At 59.2% G+C, this 25632-nt stretch carries 24 protein-coding genes, 2 tRNA genes and 1 pseudogene; 15 read left to right on the top strand and 12 right to left on the bottom strand.

Annotation, left to right across the window (positions count from 1 at the left end):
• Positions 1–107: 107 nt before the first annotated feature.
• Positions 108–596, top strand: coding sequence for an Lrp/AsnC family transcriptional regulator (locus JXR15_RS20975; RefSeq protein WP_422055144.1), 489 nt, complete (start codon positions 108–110; stop codon positions 594–596).
• 81 nt (positions 597–677) lie between these two features.
• The gene (locus JXR15_RS20970; RefSeq protein WP_422055143.1) at positions 678–2153 is read left to right on the top strand and encodes an NAD-dependent succinate-semialdehyde dehydrogenase; all 1476 of its coding nucleotides are present in this window, start codon (positions 678–680) and stop codon (positions 2151–2153) included.
• Between the two features lie 138 nt (positions 2154–2291).
• Here JXR15_RS20970 and JXR15_RS20965 read toward each other — a convergent pair.
• The 7 genes from JXR15_RS20965 to JXR15_RS20935 form a co-directional block, all read right to left on the bottom strand.
• A tRNA-Glu gene (locus tag JXR15_RS20965) sits at positions 2292–2366 on the bottom strand.
• Positions 2367–2411: 45 nt separating this feature from the next.
• Positions 2412–2486, bottom strand: a tRNA-Glu gene (locus JXR15_RS20960).
• Positions 2487–2645: 159 nt separating this feature from the next.
• Positions 2646–4391 carry a single-stranded-DNA-specific exonuclease RecJ gene (gene recJ / locus JXR15_RS20955; RefSeq protein ID WP_422055142.1) on the bottom strand — a complete coding sequence of 582 codons (1746 nt, stop codon included), beginning with the start codon at positions 4389–4391 and terminating at the stop codon, positions 2646–2648.
• An 87-nt stretch (positions 4392–4478) separates the two neighbouring features.
• Positions 4479–5453, bottom strand: a complete 975-nt coding sequence (gene glpX / locus JXR15_RS20950) for a class II fructose-bisphosphatase (RefSeq protein WP_299428610.1) — start codon at positions 5451–5453, stop codon at positions 4479–4481.
• A 95-nt stretch (positions 5454–5548) separates the two neighbouring features.
• Positions 5549–7915 (bottom strand): VCBS domain-containing protein, encoded by a 2367-nt coding sequence (locus tag JXR15_RS20945; RefSeq protein ID WP_422055141.1) that lies wholly within the window; start codon positions 7913–7915, stop codon positions 5549–5551.
• 226 nt (positions 7916–8141) lie between these two features.
• The gene (locus JXR15_RS20940; RefSeq protein ID WP_422055140.1) at positions 8142–9440 is read right to left on the bottom strand and encodes a homoserine dehydrogenase; all 1299 of its coding nucleotides are present in this window, start codon (positions 9438–9440) and stop codon (positions 8142–8144) included.
• A 94-nt stretch (positions 9441–9534) separates the two neighbouring features.
• Positions 9535–9771: a hypothetical protein gene (locus tag JXR15_RS20935; RefSeq protein WP_422055139.1), complete on the bottom strand. Its 237-nt coding sequence runs from the start codon at positions 9769–9771 to the stop codon at positions 9535–9537.
• A 126-nt stretch (positions 9772–9897) separates the two neighbouring features.
• On the opposite strand from JXR15_RS20935, the gene JXR15_RS20930 reads away from it, so the two are divergent.
• The gene (locus tag JXR15_RS20930) at positions 9898–10485 is read left to right on the top strand and encodes a TetR/AcrR family transcriptional regulator (RefSeq protein WP_422055138.1); all 588 of its coding nucleotides are present in this window, start codon (positions 9898–9900) and stop codon (positions 10483–10485) included.
• On the opposite strand, the gene JXR15_RS20925 is transcribed toward JXR15_RS20930, so the two are convergent.
• The 4 genes and pseudogenes from JXR15_RS20925 to JXR15_RS20910 all read right to left on the bottom strand — a co-directional run bounded on the left by JXR15_RS20925 (position 10482) and on the right by JXR15_RS20910 (position 12809).
• A complete protein-coding gene (locus tag JXR15_RS20925) occupies positions 10482–10991 on the bottom strand; it encodes an MFS transporter (RefSeq protein ID WP_422055137.1) in 510 nt (169 codons plus the stop codon). The genes JXR15_RS20930 and JXR15_RS20925 overlap by 4 nt on opposite strands.
• Positions 10940–11554, bottom strand: a pseudogene (locus tag JXR15_RS20920) (MFS transporter); the annotation flags it as partial. The gene JXR15_RS20925 and the pseudogene JXR15_RS20920, both read right to left, overlap by 52 nt.
• A 12-nt stretch (positions 11555–11566) precedes the next feature.
• A complete protein-coding gene (locus tag JXR15_RS20915) occupies positions 11567–11752 on the bottom strand; it encodes a hypothetical protein (RefSeq protein WP_422055136.1) in 186 nt (61 codons plus the stop codon).
• 145 nt (positions 11753–11897) lie between these two features.
• Positions 11898–12809, bottom strand: coding sequence for a pirin family protein (locus JXR15_RS20910; RefSeq protein WP_422055135.1), 912 nt, complete (start codon positions 12807–12809; stop codon positions 11898–11900).
• A 221-nt stretch (positions 12810–13030) separates the two neighbouring features.
• Between JXR15_RS20910 and JXR15_RS20905 the strand changes: the two genes are divergently transcribed.
• The 7 genes from JXR15_RS20905 (at position 13031) to JXR15_RS20875 (ending at position 19705) form a co-directional block, all read left to right on the top strand.
• Positions 13031–14656: a long-chain fatty acid--CoA ligase gene (locus JXR15_RS20905; protein ID WP_422055134.1), complete on the top strand. Its 1626-nt coding sequence runs from the start codon at positions 13031–13033 to the stop codon at positions 14654–14656.
• A gap of 3 nt (positions 14657–14659) precedes the next feature.
• A complete protein-coding gene (locus JXR15_RS20900; protein WP_422055133.1) occupies positions 14660–15550 on the top strand; it encodes an alpha/beta fold hydrolase in 891 nt (296 codons plus the stop codon).
• 167 nt (positions 15551–15717) lie between these two features.
• Positions 15718–16707, top strand: coding sequence for an NAD(P)H-dependent flavin oxidoreductase (locus tag JXR15_RS20895; protein ID WP_422055132.1), 990 nt, complete (start codon positions 15718–15720; stop codon positions 16705–16707).
• Positions 16704–17375, top strand: a complete 672-nt coding sequence (locus JXR15_RS20890; RefSeq protein WP_422055131.1) for a histidine phosphatase family protein — start codon at positions 16704–16706, stop codon at positions 17373–17375. The genes JXR15_RS20895 and JXR15_RS20890 overlap by 4 nt, the downstream gene beginning before the upstream one ends.
• A gap of 25 nt (positions 17376–17400) precedes the next feature.
• Complete coding sequence (locus JXR15_RS20885) at positions 17401–18426, top strand: phosphotransferase family protein (protein ID WP_422055130.1); 1026 nt, start codon at positions 17401–17403, stop codon at positions 18424–18426.
• A gap of 1 nt (position 18427) precedes the next feature.
• Positions 18428–19204: an SDR family NAD(P)-dependent oxidoreductase gene (locus JXR15_RS20880; protein WP_422055150.1), complete on the top strand. Its 777-nt coding sequence runs from the start codon at positions 18428–18430 to the stop codon at positions 19202–19204.
• Positions 19205–19285: 81 nt separating this feature from the next.
• Entirely contained in the window at positions 19286–19705 is a 420-nt protein-coding gene (locus tag JXR15_RS20875; protein ID WP_422055129.1) for a PaaI family thioesterase, read from the top strand.
• Here JXR15_RS20875 and JXR15_RS20870 read toward each other — a convergent pair.
• Positions 19702–21108 (bottom strand): aminotransferase class V-fold PLP-dependent enzyme, encoded by a 1407-nt coding sequence (locus JXR15_RS20870; protein WP_422055128.1) that lies wholly within the window; start codon positions 21106–21108, stop codon positions 19702–19704. The two genes, JXR15_RS20875 and JXR15_RS20870, sit on opposite strands and share 4 nt — an antisense overlap.
• Before the next feature lie 102 nt (positions 21109–21210).
• Between JXR15_RS20870 and JXR15_RS20865 the strand changes: the two genes are divergently transcribed.
• The 5 genes from JXR15_RS20865 (at position 21211) to arsJ (ending at position 25630) form a co-directional block, all read left to right on the top strand.
• Complete coding sequence (locus tag JXR15_RS20865) at positions 21211–21678, top strand: Lrp/AsnC family transcriptional regulator (protein WP_422055127.1); 468 nt, start codon at positions 21211–21213, stop codon at positions 21676–21678.
• A 97-nt stretch (positions 21679–21775) separates the two neighbouring features.
• Positions 21776–22120 (top strand): ArsR/SmtB family transcription factor, encoded by a 345-nt coding sequence (locus JXR15_RS20860; protein ID WP_422055126.1) that lies wholly within the window; start codon positions 21776–21778, stop codon positions 22118–22120.
• Positions 22117–23175, top strand: a complete 1059-nt coding sequence (gene arsB, locus JXR15_RS20855) for an ACR3 family arsenite efflux transporter (protein WP_422055125.1) — start codon at positions 22117–22119, stop codon at positions 23173–23175. The genes JXR15_RS20860 and arsB overlap by 4 nt, the downstream gene beginning before the upstream one ends.
• 48 nt (positions 23176–23223) lie before the next feature.
• Complete coding sequence (locus tag JXR15_RS20850; protein WP_422055124.1) at positions 23224–24234, top strand: ArsJ-associated glyceraldehyde-3-phosphate dehydrogenase; 1011 nt, start codon at positions 23224–23226, stop codon at positions 24232–24234.
• A 139-nt stretch (positions 24235–24373) separates the two neighbouring features.
• Positions 24374–25630 carry an organoarsenical effux MFS transporter ArsJ gene (gene arsJ, locus JXR15_RS20845; protein WP_422055123.1) on the top strand — a complete coding sequence of 419 codons (1257 nt, stop codon included), beginning with the start codon at positions 24374–24376 and terminating at the stop codon, positions 25628–25630.
• The last annotated feature ends 2 nt before the right edge of the window (positions 25631–25632 follow it).

The following is a 25632-nucleotide window of genomic DNA, read 5'->3' as shown; positions in this document are numbered from 1 at the left end:
AATGGCTCCTGATAACGCTGTCTGGCTATGACTTTGACCTCGCGACCATATGACTTGGGCCAGCGCCCGGATGTGTTCTCCGCCTTGTATGAGGCGTGGGCGCTGCCATGAAACTGGACGAGCGCGACATTCAAATCCTGTGCGTGCTGACGCGTGAAGGCCGCATCACCAAAGCGGCCTTGGCAGACAAAATTGGTCTTTCGCCAACCCCCTGCTGGGACCGGTTGAAAAAGCTGGAAAAGGCCGGGCTGATCGAAGGCTACGGTGCGCGTATCAATCTCAAGAAGCTTGCCCCCAGCGTCACCGTGTTTGTCTCCGCTGAAATTGCCGATCACACGGCGGCCAGCTTCCGGGCTTTTGAGGCCGCGATGCAGCGCTATGACGAGGTTGTCGCCTGTTGGGCGCTTGGTGGCGGGTTCGACTATTTGCTGCAAATTGTGACCAGCGATATCGACGCCTATCAGCGTCTGATTGACGAAATGCTGGACGCCCGCATCGGCCTGTCGCGCTATTTTACCTACATCGTGACCAAGCCGGTGAAAGAGCACGGCGCGCCGCCGTTTGATATTCTTCTGGGGGGCTCAGAACGCAGCTAAACCCTCTGCGATCTGCGCAAACTTCGGACAAATCTTCTGTTGGTGTGCGGCATTTTCTCCTCATTTAGAGGAGACACCCATATGACGCAAACCGCGCTCTCTGCCCGCGCAGACATCACCGACAAGGCCCTTGTGCGGTCCTTTTCCTACATCAACGGCAAATGGCTGGCGGCCAAGGACGGCGACAGCTTTGCTGTGACCAATCCTGCGGATGGCACCCATCTGGGCGGCGTGGCTGCGATGTCTGCTGAGGAATCCTCGGCGGCGGTGGACGCGGCGCAGGCCGCTTTTCCGGCCTGGGCGGCACTGTTGCCACAGGAACGCGCGGCCATCCTGCGCCGCTGGTTTGAACTTCAGCTGGAGCATAAAGAAGATCTGGCACGGATCATGGTGCTGGAACAGGGCAAGCCTATGTCCGAGGCGCGCGGCGAGATCGACTACGGTGCGGCGTTTGTGGAGTTCTACGCTGAAGAATCCAAACGCCCCAACATCGAAGGCGTCACCAGCCACCTGCCGGATGCCGAGGTCGAGCTGTGGCGCGAACCGGTGGGCGTGGCTGCGCTGATCACCCCGTGGAACTTCCCCTCCGCGATGTTGACCCGCAAAGCCGCCGCCGCGCTGGCCGCTGGCTGCACCGTGGTGGCACATCCGTCTGGCGAAACGCCTTATAGCGCCTTGGCGCTGGCGGAACTGGCGGAACGGGCCGGAATTCCGGCAGGGGTGTTCAACGTGGTCACCGGCATTGCCCCCACCGTGGTCGAGCCCTGGACCCGCGACACCCGCGTGCGCGCGCTGTCCTTCACCGGCTCCACCGAGGTAGGCAAGCTGCTCTATCGCCAGTCCGCCAGCACGGTAAAGCGGTTGGTCATGGAGCTGGGCGGCCACGCGCCGGTGATTGTCTTCAAAGGCGTGGATCTGGACGTGGCGGTTGAAGAAACCATCAAAGCCAAATTTGCCACCTCGGGTCAGGACTGCCTGGGCGCGAACCGCATTTTTGTGGAGCGCGATATCTACGACGCCTTTTGCGCCAAATTTGTCGCCGCCACCCAGGCGTTGAGCGTTGGCGTGGGGATGGATGATCCAGATCTTGGCCCGCTGATGAACGAAAAAGCGGTGCAAAAGCAGGAAGAGCACGTGGCCGATGCGTTGGCCAAAGGTGCCAAGCTGGCCTGTGGCGGCAAGCGTCATGCGTTGGGCACGCTGTTCTTTGAACCCACGGTGTTGACCGACGTGCCGGCAGAGGCGCTGATTATGTCGGAAGAAACCTTTGGCCCCGTGGCCCCGATCACTCCGTTTGATAGCGAAGAGGAGGTTGTCGCCCGTGCCAATGAGACGGAATATGGTTTGGTGGCCTATGTGCACAGCCAGGACCCGCGTCGCATTTACCGTCTGAGCCGCGCATTGCAGTACGGGATGGTGGCGGTGAACCGCACCAAGGTGACCGGGGCTCCGATCCCCTTTGGTGGCACCAAGCAATCCGGTCTGGGGCGTGAGGGCGCGCGCATGGGCATGGAAGAATATACAGAGATCAAATACGTCTGCCGCGACTGGGGCTGATGCCCTCAGGTTTGAGGTTCCGGCGCGCGCATCCCTTTGGATGCGCGCGCTTTTTTCAACGGATGTGTGAAAGTGTGCCAAACGTCACAGCACAGGCGCGCTGTTGGGAAATTCAATCTGGATGGTGGTAAAAAAAAGTGGCATCCCGTAGGGGAATCGAACCCCTCTTTCCAGGTTGAAAACCTGGCGTCCTAACCGATAGACGAACGGGACGCTCTTTTGGGCGCGTCAGAGGTCAAAAACCCCTTACCCCACTTCTGGCATCCCGTAGGGGAATCGAACCCCTCTTTCCAGGTTGAAAACCTGGCGTCCTAACCGATAGACGAACGGGACGCGCTGAAGCGTGAGGCGTATCTAGTGAAACCACGGGGTGGGTGCAAGTGGAAATTTGCGCGACTTCCGGAAAATTTTTGGGACGGGGGCGGGGGCGTTGCCCCCATCGCAGCGGGGCTGCGATTCCCCCAGGATATTTAGGGTCAAATGAAGTTCGGCTCAGGCCCGCGCGGCGTCTTCAAGCCGCAGTTGTACCGATTGGCGACCGCCCCACGTGTTGATTTCCAACCGCCCAGCCAGGTGGAAACGCGCGCCGCCGTGCGATTCGAGTGCGGGGCCAAGCGGCGCGTCGTAAGCGCCAAACGCAATGGCATCAATACGCGCGCCAAAACCATCGCCAAAGGTCAGTTTCAGGTGGCTGTCGCCCACACGTTTGGTGAATCGGATCTCCACATCCGGGAAGGCAAAACGTGGTGCCGCCGCGCCCGCACCGAAGGGCCCGGCCTTGTCGATGTCGTTGATCAAATCAACCGTGGCCCCGGTGGGCATCAGCAGGCTGTCGAGTTTTAGGTCTGCGGGGCCGGCGTCACCTGCGCCCTGTTTGGCCAGCAGTTCAGACAGGCGTTCCATGGCCGGCTCCAGCTGATCCTCTGCCACGCTGAGGCCGGCAGCCATCTTGTGCCCGCCACCTTTGATCAACAAGCCTTCGGCCGCGAGTTTTTGGATGCTTGCGCCAAGATCAACCCCGGAAATAGAGCGGCCAGAGCCTTTGCCTTCGCCATCCTCAAGGCCAATCACCACGGCCGGTCGGTTGGTGGCCTCTTTCAGGCGGGAGGCGACAATGCCGACAACGCCGGGGTGCCAGCCGTCGCCCGCCGCCCAAACCAGCGGTGCGTCTAAGCCACGCTCTTCGGCTTGCGCCATGGCAGCCGCGCGCACCGAGGCCTCAATATCGCGGCGTTCGGTGTTCAATTCGTCCAGCCGTGCCGCCATGGCCTGAGCTTCTTGCGGGTTGTCGGTCGACAGAAGGCGCGCGCCCAGATCGGCTTGTCCAATGCGTCCACCAGCGTTGACCCGGGGTCCCAGAAGGAAACCAAGGTGATAGCTGTTCGGGGCAGAATCCATGCGGCTCACATCAGACAGCGCGACCACGCCAGGGCGTTCCCGCCGCGCCATAACTTTCAACCCTTGCCGCACTAAAGCGCGGTTTACGCCAATCAGCGGCGCCACATCGGCCACAGTACCAAGCGCAACCAGATCCAGCATGGACATCAGGTCTGGACCACGGGTGCCGTCCGCCTCGCGCATCTGCCGGTTGGCTTCGACCAGCATTAGAAACACCACAGAGGCTGCACAGAGATGTGCCAGATCGCCACTTTCATCCTGCCGGTTGGGGTTCACCACCGCGACACAGTCCGGCAAAGTTTCCCCGCCCAGGTGGTGGTCGAGCACCACCACATCCGCGCCTTTGGCCGCCGCAATAGGCCCGTGGCTTAATGTGCCGCAGTCAACACAAATGATCAGATCGTGCCCCTTGGCCAACTCTGCCATTGCAGTCTCGTTGGGGCCGTAGCCTTCGTCAATTCGGTCCGGCACGTAGAGCGTGGCCTGCAAGTTCATCTGGCGCAGCCAGGTGATCAACAAAGCAGCGGAGGTGCCACCATCGACGTCATAATCGGCAAAGACCGCAATACGTTCGCGTGCCTTGACGGCTTGGAGGAACCGGCCTGCGGCGGTCTCCATATCTTTGATGCTGCGAGGGTCTGGCAGAAGATCCACCAGCTTGGGCTCCATAAAGCTGTCGGCTTCGCCAGCGGTTACGCCACGCCGTGCCAGCACCGCACAGAGGGCTGGGGGCAGGGCGGTGTCTTGGGCCAATTGTTCGGCGGCCCGTGTGGTTTCCACATCCGGCCCCACCCAGCGCCGTCCGGTCAAGCTTTCGGAAACACCAAGGAAATCAGTCATGTCAGGGCCTTCGTCTTATGAAAAGGCCCGCCAAAAGGCGGGCCATCAGGGCACGTGGCCCAAATCAAACAAGAATGTCTGCGGGGATCAAGAGGTTTGATCCACTGGTGCACGGTAGGTCATGCGGCGCACAGAGCCAGACTTGGAGCGCATCAAAAGCGTCTCGGTTTCGATCCAGCCGGGGGTACGCTTGATGGCCGGCAGAAGCGAGCCGCCGGTCACGCCGGTAGCGGCAAAAATCACGTCCTGCGTCACCATCTCATCCCGTGAATAGATGCGGTCGAGATCAGTGATGCCGGTTTTGGCCGCGCGCGCACGTTCATCATCGTTGCGGAACACCAGACGGCCCCACATTTGACCGCCCATGCATTTCAGAGCTGCGGCTGCCAGAACACCCTCAGGGGCGCCGCCACGGCCCATATACATGTCGATGCCGGTTTCTTCGGCTTCAGCACAGTGCATCACACCAGCAACGTCACCATCGGTGATCAGGCGGATCGAAGCGCCGGTGGCGCGCACTTCGGCAATCATCTCTTCGTGGCGCGGGCGCTCAAGGATACACAAGGTGATGTCGGAGGTGTCACAGCCTTTGGCTTTGGCCAATGCTTCCACACGCTCCTTTGGGCTCATCTCCAGAGATACCACGTTTTCCGGGTAGCCTGGACCGATGGCCAGCTTGTCCATGTAAGTGTCTGGCGCGTGCAGCATGGAACCGCGTGGGCCCATGGCAATCACGGTCAGTGCGTTTGGCATGTCTTTGGCGGTCAGTGTGGTGCCTTCCAATGGGTCCAGTGCAATGTCCACGCCTGGGCCGTTGCCGTTGCCAACTTCCTCACCAATGTAGAGCATAGGAGCTTCGTCGCGTTCGCCTTCCCCAATGACCACCACGCCTGCGATGTCCAAAAGGTTGAGCTGTTCCCGCATCGCGTTTACGGCGGCTTGGTCAGCGGCCTTTTCGTCCCCGTTGCCAATCAAGGCAGCGGACGCAATGGCAGCCTGTTCCGCAACGCGGGCGAGGCCAAGGGACAACATGCGATCGTGAAATTCCGGCTTCAGCGACATGAAATAAATCCTTTTGAACACGTTTAAGTCCGCAATAGCGCAGGCCTACCCCCGGCGCAACCTGAGCCCGCCAGGGATAGGTCTCAAAACGCAGATCAGACAAAAATGGTCACATCATCCATGACAAATTGGTCGCCGGACAGCGGGATTGGCAGCGGCGTGCCGCCACTGGTGGTGAAGACCACACGATCCACGGCGTCAAAAATGGCGTCGTTAAACTCCAACAATGTTGGCCCAGTGGTTGGGAGAGTGAAAGTCTCAAACCCAAGGCTGGTGAAGACTTCGATGTTTTCAAATATGCCTGGGCTGGTCTCGGTGAGCTGGAAGGATTGATCAAATGCTTCCACGGTCAACTGCATGCCTTCGTTGAAAGCCGAGGTGACTTGCGCGCTTTCAAAATCAAAAGTGTCGACAAAGTCGCCCTCTAAGGTGACACCGGAACCGCCGGCCACCACCATGGTGCCGCTGGTCGCGCCATTGGCGACACCTGTATCCAGTTGACCGCCCCCGCGATCTGGGCTGAGCTGTCCAAACAAGGTTGAGTCAAAGGTGGCCCAGCCTGAGGACCATTGCACTCCACCAGCTGAACCTTCAAACGAGTTCGCGTGTAGCTGTCCTTCAAAATCCAGCGTTGAAGAGGCTGGTGGCTCACCGCCCCCGCCACCACCGCCGTCCCCAACGTCCGGGTTCGCGTCATCTGCGCCATTGATGGTGACAGATATCGTGGTGGTGGCGCGCGCGCCGCTTGGGTCGATGACCGCCACGGCGAAGCTGTCCGTGCGGATATCTCCGGTGTTGAGTGCCTGGACCAGTTCGCTGTCGTTGTTGAGCGCGTAGCTCCACGTGCCATTTGGGTTGACCGTCAAGGTGCCAAATCCACTGGTGTCGCTGCCCAGCACAACGAAGCTCAGTGTGTCATTGGTGTCGATGTCGGTGACGTCAATGCGTCCGCGTGCAAAGAGACCACCGTCTTCGGTCACCTCGGGTACATCATATAATGTGCCGTTGATCACTGGTGCATCGTTGCTGCCGTTCACATCAATCGAGATGGTTTCCGTGTCAAAACCGCCGTTGCCGTCACTGACCTGAATATCAAAGGTTTCCACCACGGTTTGCCCAGCAGCTAAGGCCTGCACCGCCGCTGACGAGTTGTTGAGCACATAGTTCCAGCTGCCGGTGTTGGGATCCAGTGCAAGCGTGCCGTAGAGGCCTGTGGCGCTGCCGATCACGCTGTAACTGTGGGTGTCGTTTTTGTCCGTATCCGTGACCTGCACGGCACCGGAGGCCGTTTGCACCGCACCGTCTTCGGTGACGGTGTCATTGTCATAGGTGATCGCGCTGACCACCGGCGCATCGTTGCTGCCGTAGATTGTCACCGAGACATTGACCGTGTCGGTGCCGCCATTGCCATCAGAGACCTGTACCGCAATGGTGTCCACCACGCTTTCGCCAACGCCCAATTCCTGCACCGCGACGGAGGCATTGTCCAACGCGTAGGTCCAGGCGCCGGTATCGGGATGAATGGCAAAAGTGCCATAGGTGCCGGCTCCACCCGAGAAGGTCAGCAGGTCGTTCACGTCGGGATCCACCGCGGAGACCACTCCATTGGCCGCAAGCACGCTGTCTTCAAGCAGGTCGCCAACCTCATTGGTCACGCCGGTGATGTTTGGCGCATCGTTCACCCCGGTCACTGTGACATCCAGCGTGTGGGTGGTGAGGTTGCCCTGACCGTCATCAATCACAATGGTGATGGTTGCCGTTTCATAGTCACCGACGGAAAGATAATTGAAGGCTGTGATCGGATCAAAACTGTAGCTGAAGCTGGCCCCAACCCCCATGCCCTGCGCCAAGGCGCTGCTGCCAATCAGGCTTAGGCTCCCTTGGGAGGTTGATATGCTCGCCACGGTGACCGTACCGCCATCAAAATCATAGGCATCAAAAGAAATCACCACCGGTGTGTCTTCGTCCGTGGTGGCGTCCTCGCCCAGTACCAACGCCGCATTGGCGCCGCGAATGTTGAAGGTGTAGTCGTCAAACTGCAAAAGCTCGACGCCGCGCAGAGTATCAATGGCGGTGTTGCCATCGGAGTGGTCGATGTCCTTGACGTAGAACTTGCGGAACCATCCCTGTTCCCAGCTGTAGCCAAACACAGAGCCTTCATAGACGGCGGTGTCGCGGCCACGGCCCCCAAAAATCTGGTCATAGCCTTCCCCGCCGGACATGGTGTCATTGCCCCGACCGCCGAAGAGACGGTCGTTGCCACGCCCGCCGGAAATGTCGTCATGGCCCCAGCCACCAAACAACAGATCGCTGCGGTTGCCGCCAATCATCGTGTCATTGCCGCCGCGGCCAAAAATTTTGCCAGACACATTGCTGCCTTCCAGAGACAGCACATCCCCATTGCGCGTGCCAATCACGATAGGTTTTAGGAACCAATCGAGCCATGAGTTAAACCTAGGCATGGTGTTCTCCCCCAAATGAAATGTCTTAGACAAAAAGGTCTGACAGTCGCAAAGCGACGCGACTGGGATGTAAAATTCGCCGTGGCAGATCACATTCAGGAAAAACAGCGCCACAAAACCGCAGCACAGCAAGAATCGTCAACCCACCACCACTCGCAAGAGTGTATCGTGGATTGGCAATTATTCAAAATTTACTATATTTGAGCGCTTTGTGCTCAGGTGCGGCTCACACCGCTTCGATGCGCAACGCCACCGGATCTGCCGCCATCACACCGGTGTCCCGCATCGCCACCACCGCAGCGTCAAGATCGGCACGCTGGGTTTTATGGGTCACGATCAACACAGGCGCATGGGCATCGTCATGGCGGGTCTGGCGCATGCGGTCGATGCTAATGCCGTTGTCCCCCAACGCAGTGGCGATCTTGGCCATGGCACCCGGGCGATCTTCCAATGCCAGGCGCAGGTAGTAAGGCGCAGGAGAATTGGACTGTGCCGATTTGGCTGTGGTTAACATCTCTGCCGGAACCCCAAAGGTCGACAGGCGGAAACCACGCGCGATGTCACAAACGTCACCCATGACGGCACTGGCGGTTGGGCCCTCACCGGCACCGGGGCCGCGCAGCACAACCTGCTCCACCGCGTCGCCCTCGATTACCACCATATTGGTGCCGCCCTGAAGCTGACCCAATGGGCTGTCAGCCGGTACCAAACAAGGCGACATGCGCTGCTCCAGTCCGCGACCGGTCATCTGGGTCACGCCCAGCAGCTTGATCTTGAAGCCCAGCTCAGCCGCTTGGTTGATGTCTTCTATGGAGATGCGCTGAATGCCTTCCAGCTCCACACCGTCGAAATCCACCTTGGTGCCAAAGGCGATGGAGGACAGCAGGGACAGCTTGTGACCGGCATCAATGCCACCTACGTCGAGGTTCGGATCGGCTTCGAGATAGCCCAGCGCATCGGCTTCGGCAAAAACCTCATCATAAGGCAAGCCCGCGTCCTGCATCCGGGTCAGGATGTAGTTGCAGGTGCCGTTCATCACGCCCATCACGCGGGTGATGTCATTGCCCGCCAGACCTTCGGTCAGCGCTTTGATCACCGGAATACCACCGGCCACAGCCGCTTCAAACCGGATCACTGCGCCTTTGCCTTCGGCGGTTTCTGCCAAAGCCTGACCGTGGTGCGCCAGCAGCGCCTTGTTGGCGGTGACAACGTCTTTGCCCAGCGCCAGCGCCGCCTCGATGGCGTCTTTGGCAGGGCCGTCTTCGCCACCCATCAGTTCCACAAACACGTCCACATCGTCGCGTTTTGCCAGCGCCACCGGATCGTCTTCCCAGGCATAGCCCGCCAGCGACACGCCGCGATCCTTGTCTTTAGAACGGGCACTTACGGCGGTGATCTCAATCGGACGACCGGTGCGCGCCGCCAAAACGTTGGCTTTCTGACGGATGATTTTCACGACGCCCACGCCCACGGTGCCCAAACCGGCAATCCCAAGACGAAGCGGAGTAGGCTGGGAAGTGGTCATGATGGGCTACCTCTATGCAGGAGAGTTGTATATGTCGCTTTGCCGTTTAGCCGCTCTTGACGTGCTGTGCAACGCGCGGTGTGTGGCGTGAGGGCTAAAGATTGTTGGCGCGGTTTTTGAGACGCGCCCCGCGGGCGTCCAGCTCAGCCTCGCTGTTTTCCGTCAAGCGGCCTTTTGGCGCTTTGGGCAGCGCATATTGCGGTAGGATGTCGGGGTAGGGCGCCGCTTCCAGCGCCGGATCGCTGGTGGCGGCCATGTCGGGCATCTCGCCGCAGGCCTTCAGTATGGAGAGCGGCAGTACAACAAAAACAAAGGCGCGCGCAGGCTGCATGGCGGGGTCCGTACTTGGGTCTCCGCTTTATGACCTATGGCCGTGGCGACACACAAGTCATGATGAAGATAACAGAAGGCTGTAGAGCCGCTTTTAAACGAACGCGTGTTCAGATAATTACGTTCCATGGCACGCACACAAGGCTCTCATTCCGGCATCACCGGCCCGCGCGTCCGCGATGCGGCGCTCAAACTCTTTGCCCAACACGGCTACGCCGCTGTCTCCATGCGGCAGATTGCGCGGGAGGTTGGGGTGCAAGCCGGAGCGCTTTATAATTACACGCCGGACAAGCAGAGCCTGCTGTTTGATCTGATGCAGACCCATATGACCGAGCTTTTGGCCGCACGGGAAGAATTGCCAGACGGAGCCACACCGACTGAGGCGCTGGAAAACTTCACCCGCCTGCACCTGCGGTTCCACTCTGAACGGCCTGATGAGGTCTTCATCGCCTATATGGAACTGCGCAACCTGACGCCGGAAAACTTCGCCAAAATCGAAGAACTGCGCCGCGCTTATGAGGACGGGTTGGAAGCCATTCTGCGCGCGGGCATCGACAGCGGCGACTTCGAAGTCAGCGATCCCAAGATTGCCACCATGGCGGTGATTGCCATGTTGACCGGGGTGAACACCTGGTTCCGCGAAGGTGGGCGTCTGTCACTGGAAGAGGTGGAGCAAATTTACTGGGACATGGTGCGCAAGGCGGTGGGTGTTTAGAGCGGCGCCTTGGCATGATTCCGCGCGGTGCCGCGCCACAAACGTCCCGCCACCAAAAGCCGCAGCCCGCATGGCACGGCAACAAAGAACAGAAGCAGGACGCCCATTGTCTCCGGCGCACTGCCTGCGTCTCGGTCAAACCCGACCCAGCCCAACACCGGAAACGCCACCCCCATCGGTGCGACAAAGGCCATTTTTGAGGCCACATTCTTGAGCGCCAGATAACTTGCTGCCTGTGAGTGCCCCTGACGCTGTTCTTCTGCCGCCACAATGTCAGCGAGCAAAGAGGTTGGCATTACGCCGTCACAGGTCATGCAGGCGCCAAGTCCAAAGCACAGCGCCAAGATCAAGCCAGTGTCGCCGGCCCCAACCAGATAGGTTGTCATGAGAATGGGGCAACACAGAGCGATAGCGGTGATCCAGCTGCGCCGTTTGCCAATCTTCTTAGCCAGGATCACCCACACCGGCCCAAACAAAGATGTCGCCAGCAGCAACGCCAGAAACATGGGCCAACCAACTCCGGCTTTTGCACCACATGGGGGGCAAACAGGACAAACAATCCAACCGTCATGGCATTGGTCGCCTGCACCGCAAAAAACGCCGCCACCAATGCGCGAAAGTGCCGGTTTTTCATGCAGATCTGCCAAGCTGACAACAGGGTTGGACGCTTTTCTGGCGGGGCGCGGTTTGGGCGTGGGGTCATGCGCAGAAACAGGATAAAAGAAAGCGGCATCAGCGTCACAAAAATCACCGCCGTCGCCTGCAGAGACGTTCCCATTGCACTGGCAACCACAGCAGAGGTCAAAGAGGCCAGCACCGCGCCCATTATCTGAAAGATCCCTTTGGCTCCGGCAATGACTGAGCGCTCATGCGGGTCCGGGGATATCTCCAAGCCGATGTTGGAATAGGGCACATCAAAAAAGGTGAGAAACAGCAAATATCCGGAGGCCACGCCGAACAAATAGACCGCGCCAATCCCTTCCGGTGGGACCAGCAAAAACCACACACATAACAACAGCCCCAGAAACCCAACAAACATCCACGGCAGTCTCGGCCCCCAGCGGCCTTGGGTGCGGTCGCTCTATGCGCCGACAATTGGGGCTGTGATGATGTCAAAGGCCTGGCCAAACATGAACACAGCACCCACCGTTACCAGCCCCCCCAGATCAACGGCGAAGAAGGTTGGCACAAAACTCACCACGGCGAAGTTGATCATGGCCAAAGGCGCGGTCAGCAGGCTGAAGCACAACAGCTGCCAGCCGGTCATTACCTTGGGTGACGTCTCCAGGACCTTTGCCTCCGCAGTTTCCGCCATCATCCCTAATTGTAATACTTGAATTGATTGGTTTGGGATGAAACTTTGGCGCTTGTGCGGATTGGCGGCCAGAACTTTGTTCCAGCCGCCAGCGTGTTTAATGTGCCGGTTTGATAAACGTGCCGTTGCGCAGCTCGGCAAAGGCCTGTTGCAGCTCTTGCTGCGTGTTCATCACGATCGGCCCGTGCCAGGCCACCGGCTCCTGAATCGGCTGGCCTGAGATCAGCAAGAAGCGCACGCCTTCTTCCCCGGCTTGCACCGTGACTTCATCGCCATTGCCAAAGCGAATGAGCGTGCGGTCCCCGCTCATGTCGCGGATGTTCAGCTCTTCGCCTGCCACCTCTTTCTCAAGCAGGATACCGGTCGGCTGGCTGGCATCGGCAAAGGCCGCGTCACCCTCAAACACATAGGCAAATGCCCGTCGCCGCGTGTCGATGGGGAAGGTCTTTTTCACCCCCGCCGGCACGGTCACATCCAAAAACATCGGATCCGCGGATATGCCATCCACTGGGCCGGTCTTGCCCCAGAAACTGCCGATGACAATCCGCACCTTGGTGCCGTCATCATCAATGATCTCGGGGATTTCTTTGCCTTCCACATCCTGATAGCGCGGATCGGTCATTTTTAGATCCCGCGGCAGGTTGGCCCAAAGCTGAAACCCGTGGTTCGCCCCATTGGCATCCGCCGTGGGCATCTCCTGATGCAAAATTCCGCGCCCGGCGGTCATCCATTGCACGTCACCGGATTTCAGATTGCCGGTGTTGCCAAGGCTGTCCTGATGCTCCACCGCGCCGTCAATCACATAGGTGATGGTTTCGATCCCACGGTGGGGGTGCCACGGGAACCCTTTCTCATATTGCGCCGGATCATCATTGCGAAAATGATCCATCATCAAAAACGGGTCGAGCTCCGTGGGATCCTGAAACCCAAACACGCGGTTGATGTGCACGCCGGCGCCTTCCATTGCGGGAACGGCTTTGCGGGTTTCCAAAACAGGTCTGATAGACATGACATGTCTCCTTTCATCGCTCAAAATAGGCGCTCAGGGCCGTCGGAAAAACTGGCGGCACCGCAGCTTAATTGTGCAAAGGTGCACATAAGCTTGGCTGCCATAGCCTAGGGTGCAGATGCTTGCGACGCCACGACACTTTTAACGCAGGCTTTTGAAATCTCGAAACTTGCGCGTAACGTACTGAGGCGAACAGACACTCATTGGCAGGGGAGGGCCATATGCAAGGGTCCATGATGATGCGTCCGCTGAAGATTGCGGACATACTAAGCTACGCGGCAGAAATCCACTCAGGGGGGGAGGTGGTGTCGGTCCGCACCGAAGGCGACATTCACCGCCAAACTTATGCCCAAACCGCCAAACGGGTGGCGCAGTTGGCGCATGGCCTCACTGCGCAGGGGCTGAAACTGGGCGATCGTGTCGCGACGCTGGCGTGGAACGGCTATCGCCACCTCGAGCTTTACTATGCCATCTCCGGGGCAGGCGGTGTGTGCCACACCATCAACCCACGCTTGTCGGCTGAGCAGATGACCTATATCGTCAACCACGCCAACGACACGATGCTCTTTGTGGACCTGACATTTGTGCCGATTGTCGACGCGCTGCGTGGGCAATGGCCCGAAGGCCTGAAAGTTGTCGTGATGACTGACCGCGCGCATATGCCTGACGGTGACTATCTCTGTTACGAAGAGCTGCTTGAGGGGCAACCGGAGCACTTTGACTGGCCCGACTTGCCCGAGGAAACGGCTGCGGGCCTGTGCTATACCTCCGGTACCACCGGCAATCCCAAAGGCACGCTTTACACCCACCGCTCCACCGTGCTGCACGCGATGATGGTGGGCCTCTCTCTGCCCGCCGCGTTGCAGCCAGGTAAGCGTATTCTGCCAGTTGTTCCGCTTTTCCACGTCAACGCCTGGGGTCTGCCTTACGCGGCACCGCTCACCGGCGCATCCCTGATCTTCCCCGGCGGGGCTTTAGATGGCGCGAGCCTGTTCAAGCTGATGGACGACGAAAAAGTCTATTCCGCCTGGGGTGTACCGACGGTCTGGCTCGGCCTGCAGGGCGAGATTGCCAATCAAGGCCGTATGCCCGAAGGCCTCGGTGATATGGTCGTCGGTGGATCCGCGGCCCCCGCCTCGATGATCCAATACTTTGAGGAAGGCGGCGTCAACGTCTGCCACGCCTGGGGCATGACCGAAATGTCGCCCATCGGCACCCAAGGCAATCTGCCGGATCATCTCGACGGTAAGCCCATGGCCGAGCGTATTGCGATCAAATCCAAACAAGGCCGCCGGGTCTTTGGGGTTGATCTGAAAATCGTGGATGAGGACGGCAACCGTCTACCACACGACGGCCAGGCCGCTGGCGAGCTCTATGTGCGTGGCAACGCGATCACCTCTGGCTATTTCGAAAACGAAGAGGCCAATGCCGCCGCCTTTGATGCCGAAGGCTGGTTTGGCACCGGCGACGTTGCCACCATCGACGCCAATGGCTTCCTCACCATCACCGACCGGGCCAAAGACCTGATCAAGTCCGGCGGTGAATGGATCTCGTCACTTGATTTGGAAAACACCGTTATGGCGCATCCCAAAGTGGCCAACTGCGCGGTGATCGCCGTGGCGCACCCCAAATGGGACGAACGCCCGCTGCTGGTGGTGGTGCCATCGCCTGAAGGCAAACCAGAGGCCAGCGCGTTGATGGAGCTGCTGCTGGAGCACTTCGCCAAGTGGCAGCTGCCGGACGACGTGGTCTTTGTCGACGAACTGCCGCTCACCGCCACCGGCAAAGTCTCCAAACTCACCCTGCGCAAACAGTTTGCAGACCACAAACTGCCCGATATGGCCTAAGCCTTGCGCAGCGAGACCTTAAACATCGCCGGCCATGACTTTCATGTTGTTGTGGCCGGCGATCCCTCCAAGCCCGCGATCCTGATGCTGCACGGCTTCCCGGAATACTCCGGTGCCTTTGCCGAGCTCATCGCGCAGCTGGAAAATGAGTACTTCTGCATCGCCCCGGATCAGCGCGGTTATGGTCAAAGCTGGCGCCCTGCCGAGGTCGATCACTACGCTGCGTCCAAGCTGGTTGGCGATGCGCTTGCCGTGCTCGAACACTACAGTCCCGACGTCCCCGTCGCGGCTGTCCTCGGTCATGACTGGGGCGCGGCCGTGGCCTACGGCTTGGCCTTCCGCCATCCCGACCGCCTGCAAAAGCTGATCATCGCAAACGGCGTGCATCCCATCCCCTTTCAACGTGCGCTGGCCGCAGGGGGCGCACAATCGGAAGCCAGCCAATACATCAACTGGCTGCGCGCAGACGGGTCTGAGGACAAACTCGCCGCCAACAACCATGCGCGCATGATGGGTATCTTCTCCAAACATATGGACATGTCCTGGATGACACCGGAGAGGCTTGCCGCCTACCAAGCTGCCTGGGGCGGTGCAGAACAAATCCGCGGCATGGTCAATTGGTACCGCGCGTCTTTCCTCAAGGTGGCCGCCCCCGGCGTGCCTTTACAAGAGGCCAACCTGCCCAACCTGCCGCCCCACCTTTTGCATGTTTCGATGCCTCACCTCCTGCTCTGGGGCGAGGACGACACGGCGCTGCTGCCGGAGTGTTACGCGGGGCTCGAAGACCATTGCGTCGACCTCGCAATCCAAACCATCCCGAAGGCCGACCATTGGCTCCTGCATCAAAAGCCCGCCGAGATCGCCCAACACATCCGCATATTTCTCACCCGCTAAGCCCCTTGACAGTCCCTAAATATCCCCGCCGGAGGCATTCAACCTCAGCGTGTCGGAACGATCATCCACCAAGGCTCCCCCCAAAGTGACGTCATGTTACTTTGCCAACCTCTTGCTTGAGCGCCCCGCACGCGGCCTTATCCTGACACCAACAACAGGAGTTTCTCATGTCTGGTGACAGCCACCTTCCAAAGGCTTTGCAAGGTCTGCGCATCCCCGCAGTTGCCTCGCCTTTGTTTATCATTTCCGTTCCCGCGCTGGTTATTGCCCAGTGTAAGGCAGGCATCATAGGCAGTTTCCCCGCGCTCAACGCCCGCGAAGGCGAGGGCGAACACCCACTTCTGGACACCTGGCTCACGCAGATCCGTGAAGAGCTGGACCGTCACAATCAGGAAAACCCGGATCGACCGGCCGCACCCTTCGCCGTGAACCAGATCGTGCACCGCTCCAACACACGGCTGCAGCGCGATATCGAGTTGTGTCACAAACACAAGGTCCCGATCTGGATCACATCTCTTGGCGCGCGGGTTGAGGTCAATGACGCGGCCCATGATTGTGGCGGCATTGCCCTGCATGACATCATCAACAACAAGTTTGCCAAGAAGGCGATTGAGAAAGGCGCAGACGGTCTCATCGCTGTGGCCGCTGGCGCAGGGGGGCACGCTGGCCCACAAAGCCCACTCGCGTTGATCAGCGAAATCCGCGAGTGGTTTGACGGGCCTTTGCTATTGTCTGGTTCCATTGGCACCGGCGCGTCGCTCTTGGCGGCACAAGCCATGGGGGCGGACCTCGGCTACATCGGCTCGCCTTTTATCGCCACAGAAGAAGCCAACGCCCAACAAGGCTACAAAGACATGATTGTCGACAGCGGCGCCGAAGACATCGTCTATTCGTCCTTGTTTACCGGCGTATCCGGCAACTACCTCAAAGGCTCCGTGACCAATGCGGGCATGGACCCGGACAACTTGCCGGACGGTGACGTGAAAACCATGGACTTCGGCGGCGATCGCGAAAAGCCCAAAGCCTGGAAAACCATCTGGGGCTCCGGCCAGGGCATTGGCGCGGTGAAAGAAGTCACCAAAACTGCAGACCTCGTCGACCGCCTTGAGCGCGAATACGTCGCCGCTTGGGAGCGCCTGCAGGCCCGCATGTCATGAGCCAAATGTTCCACCTCATCCGTCACGCGCAAGCCAGCTTTGGTTCGGCCGACTATGACAACCTGTCAGACCTCGGCCACCGCCAGTCCGCTGCGCTCGGCGCAGCGCTCAAGCGCCAAGGTGTCACACCGGATGTGGTGTTCATTGGTGCGCAAAAACGCCATCGTCAGACCTGGGAGGGCATCGAAAGTGCCTTGCAAACTGGGTTGACGCCAATTGTGGTGCCGGGGTGGAACGAATTTGACTTTGGCGGGCTGCTCGAAGCCCGCTACGCCAGCCGTAATGACAAACCGGCAGGTCTGCATGATGACCGCAAAACCCATTTCCGCATCCTGCGCGATACGGTGATCGAATGGCAGCGTGGGGAGATCGACAACCCACCGGAAAGCTTTGCCGCCTTCACAGACCGCGTCCGTGAAGCGCGCGCCATAGTGGCCGCTTCCGGCGCAAAAACGCCCCTCGCGGTCAGCTCCGGCGGCGCCATCGGGCGCACCATCGCCGACGTGCTCGACGCGCCCGCCGAACAGATGATCCTGTTGCAGTTGCAGGTCAAAAACTGCGCCGTGGCTCGAATGGTCATGGCCAAGGGCCACACCTGGCTCAACGGATTCAACGAAACTCCGCATATTGACGGCAGCAACCAAGACGAGATGCTGACCTACAGCTAAAGTGGATCTTGGGGAGGAGACACAGATGGACGCAACCACCTTGGACACCGCCGCCGTTGCGCGCTGGCTCACTGACAATCTCGACGGTTTTGAAGGCCCCATCACGGCAACCAAGTTTGACGTCGGCCAGTCCAATCCCACTTTCAGGCTTGATAGCCCTTCCGGCCAATTTGTTCTGCGCCGCAAACCGCCCGGCGTGCTCTTGAAATCCGCGCATGCCGTGGACCGTGAGTTCCGCGTGCAAAAAGCGCTTACCGACACCGACGTTCCCGTTGCCCAAATGCATCTGTTGTGTGAGGACGATGCCGTCATCGGCTCTGCCTTCTACGTCATGGACTTTGTCGAAGGGCGCAACTTCGACGACCCACGATTGCCAGAGCTCACCAACGACCAACGCGGCCAAATAATCGACGAAATGGGCCGTGTCGTCGCCGCCATCCATTCTGTGGACATCAATGCCGTTGGCCTGTCGGACTACGGCCCCAAAGGCAACTACTTTGAGCGCCAAGTCGACCGCTGGACCAAGCAATACCGTGCCAGCGAAACAGAGGTGATCCCGCAGATGGATCAGCTGATCGACTGGCTCGCCGCCAACATTCCGGCGGATGACGGCAAACGCACCTTGGTGCATGGCGATTACCGGATCGACAACATGCTCTTTGCCAAAGACCGTCCCGAAGTGGTTGCCGTGCTAGATTGGGAACTGTCCACCATCGGCCATCCCTATGCCGATCTGGCGGCGGTGATCATGCAATGGCAAATGCCGCCCGGCAACGAGGGCAGGGGACTTGCTGGTGTCGACCGCGCCGCGCTGGGCCTGCCGACCGACGAAGACTTCATCGCCGCTTATTGCAAACGCATGGGGTTGCCGGGTATCGAGAAATTTGGCTTTTATCTGGCGTTCTGTTTCTTCCGCATGGGCGCCATCATCCAAGGCGTGAAAAAACGCGCGCTGGACGGCAATGCATCTGATCCGGAACGGGCCGCCAAGCTGGGCAGTTTTGTGCCGATGTTTGCCATGGCCGGTCTGGAGGCGTCAAAGCGTGGATAAGATGTTTCAAGACATGGTGGTCATGATCACCGGCGCGGCCAGTGGGTTTGGCGCGCTTGCCGCCGAGAAGTTCGCTGAACAGGGCGCCAAACTCGGGCTGTCAGACGTAAACGCAGCCCAACTTGCCACCGTCGCGGACGGATTGCGCGCCAAAGGCGTGGAAGTTGTTGCCGACGTGGTCGATGTCTCTGACGAATCCCAAGTCTCGGGCCATGTCACCAACATCGCGGAGGCCTTCGGCGCGCTAGACATTGGCATCAATAATGCCGGCATTGGTCACGACGTGCGGCCGCTGCAATTCCTCACCACTGAGGACTTCGATCTGATGATGAACGTGAACGCCAAAGGCGTTTTCCTCTGCATGAAGTATCAGATCCCGCTCATGCAAAAGGCAGGCGTAGGCGCGATCCTCAATGTAGCCTCCGCCGCTGGGCTGGTTGGGTCCGGCCATCTGTCGCTTTATTCGGCAGCCAAACACGCTGTTGTGGGCCTGACCAAAGCCGCCGCGGACGAAAACGCGGCGCGCGGCATCCGGGTGAACGCGATTTGTCCTTCGTTTTCGGCCACCCCCATGGTGGACGAGATGGCGGATCAGGTTGGCCAACGCGCCGGCCTGTCCCGCGATGATGCCATGACACACATTGCCAGCCGCGTGCCCATGCGTCGGGTGTCCAAACCCGAAGAGGTGGTGCAGGCGATGTTGTGGATCAATGCGCCAGAGAATAGCTTTATGACTGGACAGGCGATTGCAATCGATGGCGGTTTAACCGCGGTGTGATTGCCACAACATAGGGCGAAGCCTGCCTGGGCTGGCGCGGCCCGGCGATGCTGGGCGAAACAGATTTAGATGGACCAACTCATGACCCACGCCCCTCTCGACCCCGCTTTGGACGAAGCCCCTTACGAGCTGCAAAAGCACCTCGGGTTTGAGCTCACCCATTGGGACACAGATTACGCCCGCCTCGCGCTTCCGATTGCGCCACACCTAATGAACCGCGCAGGCATTCCACACGGCGGCATCTACGCCACGCTTCTGGACACGGTCATGGGCTTTGCTGGCTGCTACACCGGTACGCCGGAACACAAAAGGCTGGCGCTCACGCTCTCGCTGACCACCAACTTTCTGTCGCGGCCCAAAGGCCAAGGTCTGATCGCCGAAGGCTGGCGCACCGGTGGTGGCGCCAAAACCTTCTTTGCCGAAGGCACCATCACAGACGAAACCGGTGAGGTCATCGCCCGCGGCTCAGGCGCCTTCAAGTACCGCGCAACAACGCTTTAGCTTGCTAGAGCCTCTTGTGCGTCTAGGTCCCAGCTGCGGGCAAGTTCGGCCACCGACGCTAGGATGTAGTTGACGGTCTCATCGGTCATCAAAACGCTGAGGTTCAACCGCACAAAGCCGGGCTTGGCTTTCCCTGGGCCCTGCAGGATGTCATTGCGAATGGCCGAAGACTGATGATCGCCAATCTTCAGAAGCTCATGGACATAAGGTCCCGCGCAGGAACAGCCGCCGCGCGCCTGAATGCCATACTGCTCTGACAACGCCCGTGTAAAATCGTTGTGGTCAATGCGCTCGCCATAGGCATTGAGCGGCACAAACGACAAGATCGGCAGGCGGTCCTCACGCTCCGGTGCCAGAATTTTCAGGCGTGGCTCCGTGCCCCAAGCCGCAAACGCCCGCGCGGTCAGCACCGCGTTGCGGGCTGTCATCGCCTTCTGACCAATCACTTCTTTCACCTTCAGCGCCAGAGCCACGCGAATGTCACCCACCACATTTGGCGTGCCACCTTCTTCACGTTGTTCAAGTTTGGCGACATAGTCATGCTGATGCGCGTTCACAAAGGCCACAGTGCCGCCACCTGGGCGATAAGGCACATGCGCACAGGCCAGTTCTCGGCGCATCAGCAAAACACCGCTCGCGCCAGGACCGCCAATGCACTTGTGCGGTGAAAACACCAAGGCGTCGATCTCAACATCTTCAGCCGGTGTCATCTGCATTGGCAAGTAAGGCCCGCCCCCGGCGTAGTCCCACACCATGATCCCCCCATGGTGTTTGACCAGCCGGGTCAGCGACGCCACATCCGTGCACACCCCTGTTACATTGGCCGCAGCGCTGAGCGCCACGATCACACGGCCTGTGGCCCCCCGCTCCGTGAGCAGCTGGGTCAGAATTTTACGGTCCGGTCCAGGCAGATCGCCCTCCGGCACTTCGATCACATCCGCACCGCTTTCACGCCACGGCAGCAGGTTGGAATGGTGCTCATAAGGCCCAACCAAAACGGTATCGCCCGCGCCGACGCCCATCAGGTGCATCAGCTGGTTCAAGCCGGTTGTGGCGCCAGAGCCGGAGAAAATCACCGCATGTTCCTCAGCCCGCGCGCCGCAATGCTCCCGCACAACTTCACGGGCACCTTCGCGCAGCGCCCCCATGCGCGCGCCACAGAAAGACGCGTCGGTGTGGGTGTTGGCATAAAACGGCAGCACTTCTTCCATCACGAAGGTTTCCACCTGTCGCAGCGCCCGCCCCGAGGCCACATAATCCGCATAGACCAGCTTCTTTGGGCCGGTTGGCGTGTCAATAAGTGCCTCACCACCAATCAATCCGGTCCGCAAAAACTCCTGCGGGTCTTTTGCGGTTTTCAGTGTGTCTGCAAATGTCTCAAAGGGGTCGGTTAGGTGGGTCATGGTATCCTCTTGCTCGCGTTAAGTAGAAAATATCCGTCCCCTGGTGGAAAAGATCCCCCTTTTTCATCGCTATATGGTCAAAATTGTGGTCAAATGATCTACATGAGTAAGGAAATTGACCAAATTGATCGTCGTATCCTCGACGTATTGCAACGGGATGCCTCTCTCTCTCAAAGAGAAGTGGCCGATCGCGTGGGCCTGTCGCAAAATGCTCTGTGGCGGCGTCTTAAGCGGTTGGAGGAAGAGGGCGTGTTGCTCGGCTCCCGCATGCGGATTGATCCAACAGCGTTGGGGTTGGATCTCACCGTTTTTGTCATGGTGCGCACCCGCAATCACTCGATGGAATGGGCGGAGGGGTTTAAGGCGCATGTTGCCCGTATTCCCCAAGTGGCGGAGATGCACCGCATCGGCGGGGACTGGGATTACATGCTGAAAATCATCACGTCGGGCATGTCGGGGTATGATGCTGTCTACCGCCGATTGACCACCGGCTATGAAATGGACACGGTCACCGGCTTGTTTTCAATGGAGACCATGCTTGATGACCGGCCGGTCGACGTTTTTGGTTAAGCAAGCCTAAAGGCGTCACAAAAGTTTCACCGCCGCAGGGCAGGTATGCACCATGTTTTGCTTGCGATTCACATATCATATCGATAATTCATGAATTATGGATATGATGTCAGCCCTCACAGCCTTTTCGGCCCTTTCCCAGCAAACCCGTTTGGAAGCCTTCCGTCTTCTGGTGACGGCCGGTGACACCGGCATGAGCGCCGGAGATATCGCCGAGGCCTTGGACGTGCGCCAAAACACACTGTCGGCCAATCTCTCGGTTCTGTTGCAGGCCGGTCTTGTACGCAATCAGCGTGAAGGTCGCGTTATCCGCTACTTTGCCGACACGGACGGTATGCGCGGCATGTTGGGGTTCCTACTGGAAGACTGCTGCGGCGGGCGGCCAGAACTGTGTCAGCCTTTGATCGAAGACCTCACCTGCGGTGAAGGAAAATGCGCATGAGTGACCATACCGCTGATATCGACGCAGGCCTCGGCACCTTTGAACGGCTGCTGTCCCTTTGGGTGGCATTGGCCATTGCCGCCGGTCTGGTAGTGGGCAGCCTGTTCCCAAGCCTTTTTGGTTGGCTCGCGCGTTTGGAAATCGCTTCGGTAAACCTTCCGGTCGCTGTGCTGATCTGGGCCATGGTCTATCCGATGATGATAGGCATAGACTTTGGTGCGCTGACTGACGTGGGGCGCAAACCCAAAGGGCTGGTGATCACTGTTGTGGTCAATTGGCTGATCAAACCCTTCACCATGGCGGCGCTGGGCGTTCTGTTCTTTGAACACATCTTTGCGCCATGGATCGATCCGCAGACCGCAAGTGAGTACCTCGCCGGGGTCATCCTGCTGGGGGCCGCGCCCTGTACTGCCATGGTGTTTGTTTGGTCCAATCTGGTGCGTGGTGACGCCAACTACACGTTGGTGCAGGTCAGCGTGAATGATGTGATCATGGTCTTTGCCTTTGCCCCGATTGTCGCCTTCTTGCTGGGGGTAACCAACATCACCGTGCCGTGGAACACGTTGCTGCTGTCAGTGGTGCTTTACATCCTGTTGCCGTTGGTCGCTGGTGTCTTCACCCGTAAGCGCCTGATGGGGCAGGGTGGCGAAATTGCCGTCGATGCCTTCCGCGACAAGCTACGCCCAACCTCGATTGGCGGGTTGCTCCTGACGGTGGTGCTTCTTTTTGGGTTTCAAGCACAGGTGATCCTCAGTCAGCCGCTTAACATCCTGCTGATCGCGATCCCTTTGCTGATCCAAACCTACGGCATCTTCTTCATCGCTTACGGAGCCGCGCGGCTTTGGAAAGTGCCGTTTAAAGTGGCCGCCCCCTGCGCCTTGATTGGCACCTCCAATTTCTTCGAGCTGGCGGTGGCGGTTGCCATCTCGCTCTTCGGCCTCGGCTCTGGAGCCGCTTTGGCCACAGTCGTTGGCGTGCTGGTCGAAGTGCCCGTCATGCTGTCTCTTGTCGCTTTCGCCAATCGCACCCGCGGTTGGTTTCCGAAAACTCTTTAACTCTGGTTCGGGCCTAAGACGCGGTCCACTCACACAGGAACAAATCTAATGACCAAAATTGCAATCAATGGACTTGGTCGCATGGGCAAGCTGGTGATCCGCAGCTTCTTTGACCTTGGTCTGGACGCTGACATTGTCCTGCTCAACGACCCGGTCGGCGATGCCGAACTGCACGCCCATCTGCTGGAGTTTGACACCGTGCATGGCCGCTGGCGTGCAGATTTTGCCTTTGATGAGGACAGTATCACCATCGACGGCCACAAGATGCGCAAGTCTGCCGCATGGAAAATTGAGGACCTGCCGCTTGAGGAACTTGGCGTTGATTTGGTGGTCGACTGTTCCGGCGTCTTCAAAACCAATGAGAAGCTGCAACCTTATTTTGACGCAGGCGTCAAAAAGGTGGTGGTCTCTGCCCCGGTCAAAGAAGACGACGTCGCCAATATTGTCTTTGGCGTGAATGACGGCTCCTACGACGCCAAGGTGCACAAGGTCATCACGGCGGCCTCTTGCACCACCAATTGCATTGCTCCCGTGGTCAAGGTGATCCGCGACAAGCTGGGCATTGAACAGGCCAGCTTTACCACCATCCATGATGTGACCAACACGCAGGTGATTGTAGACAAGGCTCACAAAGACCCGCGCCGTGCACGTTCCGCGCTCAACAGTCTGATCCCGACCACCACCGGCTCCGCCAAAGCGATCATCCAGATCTTCCCCGATATGGCTGGCAAAATTGACGGCCACGCCGTGCGCGTTCCGCTGCTCAATGCCTCACTCACAGACATGGTGTTTGACGTCAGCCGCGACACCACCGCGGAAGAGGTCAACGGCTTCTTTGCCGAAGCGGCCACCGGCGATCTGGAAGGTATCCTTGGCTACGAAACCCGCCCACTGGTCAGCTGTGATTTCACCAATGACGATCGCTCCACCATTGTCGACGCGCTTTCCACCCGTGTGGTGAATGGCAAACACGTGAAAATCTACGCGTGGTATGACAACGAATGGGGCTATGCTTTCCGTCTCGCAGACGTGACCCGCATGGTTTTAGCAAGCCTCTAACCCTTTGGCTCGTGCCGCAGGCACGGGCCGCGCCCCGCTGCCCGATAGGGGCTTGCAAAGCAAGCTCCCGAAAGGGACCTCCCCCACGGGAGGGCGCTTCGCTTCCTCCCGAGGTCGGACGCGCCCCTGAGTGATCTTGATGACCCACGCCCAAACAAAGAAACCAGACGGCCTCGCAGCCTACATCACCGTCACCGCCGCCTATTGGGCTTTCATGCTCACTGACGGCGCGCTGCGTATGTTGGTGCTCTTGCACTTCAACGGATTGGGCTTCTCCCCGATCCAGCTGGCCTACCTCTTCCTGCTCTACGAAGTTATGGGCATCGTGACCAACCTCTCGGCGGGCTGGATCGCCGCGCGTTTCGGTCTGACTTCCACTCTCTACGCCGGGCTCACCATCCAAATCCTCGCGCTGATCGCGCTGGCGCAACTCGACCCGGCTTGGGGCGTGACTGCTTCGGTGGTCTTTGTGATGTGCGTGCAAGGCGCGTCTGGCGTGGCCAAAGACCTTTCCAAGATGTCGTCCAAATCCGCCGTGAAACTGCTGGCGCCGAAAGAGGGCGGCGGGCTCTTCCGCTGGGTGGCCCTTCTGACCGGCTCCAAAAATGCCGTCAAAGGCTGCGGCTTCTTCTTGGGCGCAGCGCTGCTGGCCATCTGGGGCTTTCAAGCCTCCGTCTGGGGCATGGCGATCATCCTCGCGGTGATCCTTGCTGGTGTGGTCATCTTCATGCCGTCCGGCCTGCCGCAAGGCTCCAAAAAGGCCAAGTTCTCTCAGGTCTTCTCTAAAGACAAAAACGTCAACCGCCTGAGCCTTGCCCGCATGTTCCTCTTCGGCGCACGCGATGTTTGGTTTGTGGTTGGCATTCCGGTCTATTTCAACGCCGTCCTGTCAGACGGCACCGCTGAAGGCCGCCGCGAAGCGTTTTTTATCATCGGCATCTTCATGGCGGTCTGGATCATCCTTTACGGCGCTGTGCAAGGCAACGCCCCGCGCATCCTCAAAGCCGCCGTCTCCACAAAAGATGAGGTGGTGCAGAAAGCCATCAATTGGGTTGGCTACTTAACCCTGGTCCCGCTGGCCCTCACCGCCGCTGTGTTGCTGCTCGACACCTCCGACACGCTCACCGCCATCCTGATCTTGGGTTTGCTCATCTTCGGCTTTGTCTTCGCCGTAAACTCCGCCGTGCACAGCTACCTGATCCTCGCTTTCACCTCTGATGAGCGCGTGACCATGGATGTGGGGTTTTACTACATGTCCAACGCCGCAGGCCGCCTCTTGGGCACGTTGCTCTCCGGCGTCAGCTTTCAGATCGGCGGGTTGTGGCTCTGTCTGTTCACCGCTGCTGTGATGTCTGCGTTGAGCTTGCTGGCCGCGAGGCGGTTGCGGCACGCGTGACC

It is taken from the genome of Shimia sp. (assembly GCF_049116215.1).
Taxonomy (GTDB): domain Bacteria; phylum Pseudomonadota; class Alphaproteobacteria; order Rhodobacterales; family Rhodobacteraceae; genus Shimia.
This window is presented reverse-complemented; position numbering and strand designations above follow the sequence as displayed.

Excerpts from the sequence above, each read along its gene's own strand:
- JXR15_RS20970 (WP_422055143.1), top strand. The coding sequence starts at position 678 with ATGACGCAAACCGCGCTCTCTGCCCGCGCAGACATCACCGACAAGGCC.
- JXR15_RS20975 (WP_422055144.1), top strand. The coding sequence starts at position 108 with ATGAAACTGGACGAGCGCGACATTCAAATCCTGTGCGTGCTGACGCGT.
- arsJ (WP_422055123.1), top strand. The coding sequence starts at position 24,374 with ATGACCCACGCCCAAACAAAGAAACCAGACGGCCTCGCAGCCTACATC.
- JXR15_RS20940 (WP_422055140.1), bottom strand. The coding sequence starts at position 9,440 with ATGACCACTTCCCAGCCTACTCCGCTTCGTCTTGGGATTGCCGGTTTG.
- JXR15_RS20885 (WP_422055130.1), top strand. The coding sequence starts at position 17,401 with ATGGACGCAACCACCTTGGACACCGCCGCCGTTGCGCGCTGGCTCACT.
- JXR15_RS20930 (WP_422055138.1), top strand. The coding sequence starts at position 9,898 with ATGGCACGCACACAAGGCTCTCATTCCGGCATCACCGGCCCGCGCGTC.
- JXR15_RS20895 (WP_422055132.1), top strand. The coding sequence starts at position 15,718 with ATGTCTGGTGACAGCCACCTTCCAAAGGCTTTGCAAGGTCTGCGCATC.
- JXR15_RS20905 (WP_422055134.1), top strand. The coding sequence starts at position 13,031 with ATGCAAGGGTCCATGATGATGCGTCCGCTGAAGATTGCGGACATACTA.
- glpX (WP_299428610.1), bottom strand. The coding sequence starts at position 5,453 with ATGTCGCTGAAGCCGGAATTTCACGATCGCATGTTGTCCCTTGGCCTC.
- JXR15_RS20925 (WP_422055137.1), bottom strand. The coding sequence starts at position 10,991 with ATGTTTCTGGCGTTGCTGCTGGCGACATCTTTGTTTGGGCCGGTGTGG.
- JXR15_RS20860 (WP_422055126.1), top strand. The coding sequence starts at position 21,776 with ATGGATATGATGTCAGCCCTCACAGCCTTTTCGGCCCTTTCCCAGCAA.
- JXR15_RS20915 (WP_422055136.1), bottom strand. The coding sequence starts at position 11,752 with ATGACCGGCTGGCAGCTGTTGTGCTTCAGCCTGCTGACCGCGCCTTTG.
- recJ (WP_422055142.1), bottom strand. The coding sequence starts at position 4,391 with ATGACTGATTTCCTTGGTGTTTCCGAAAGCTTGACCGGACGGCGCTGG.
- JXR15_RS20945 (WP_422055141.1), bottom strand. The coding sequence starts at position 7,915 with ATGCCTAGGTTTAACTCATGGCTCGATTGGTTCCTAAAACCTATCGTG.
- JXR15_RS20875 (WP_422055129.1), top strand. The coding sequence starts at position 19,286 with ATGACCCACGCCCCTCTCGACCCCGCTTTGGACGAAGCCCCTTACGAG.
- arsB (WP_422055125.1), top strand. The coding sequence starts at position 22,117 with ATGAGTGACCATACCGCTGATATCGACGCAGGCCTCGGCACCTTTGAA.
- JXR15_RS20910 (WP_422055135.1), bottom strand. The coding sequence starts at position 12,809 with ATGTCTATCAGACCTGTTTTGGAAACCCGCAAAGCCGTTCCCGCAATG.
- JXR15_RS20865 (WP_422055127.1), top strand. The coding sequence starts at position 21,211 with ATGAGTAAGGAAATTGACCAAATTGATCGTCGTATCCTCGACGTATTG.
- JXR15_RS20850 (WP_422055124.1), top strand. The coding sequence starts at position 23,224 with ATGACCAAAATTGCAATCAATGGACTTGGTCGCATGGGCAAGCTGGTG.
- JXR15_RS20870 (WP_422055128.1), bottom strand. The coding sequence starts at position 21,108 with ATGACCCACCTAACCGACCCCTTTGAGACATTTGCAGACACACTGAAA.
- JXR15_RS20890 (WP_422055131.1), top strand. The coding sequence starts at position 16,704 with ATGAGCCAAATGTTCCACCTCATCCGTCACGCGCAAGCCAGCTTTGGT.
- JXR15_RS20880 (WP_422055150.1), top strand. The coding sequence starts at position 18,428 with ATGTTTCAAGACATGGTGGTCATGATCACCGGCGCGGCCAGTGGGTTT.
- JXR15_RS20935 (WP_422055139.1), bottom strand. The coding sequence starts at position 9,771 with ATGCAGCCTGCGCGCGCCTTTGTTTTTGTTGTACTGCCGCTCTCCATA.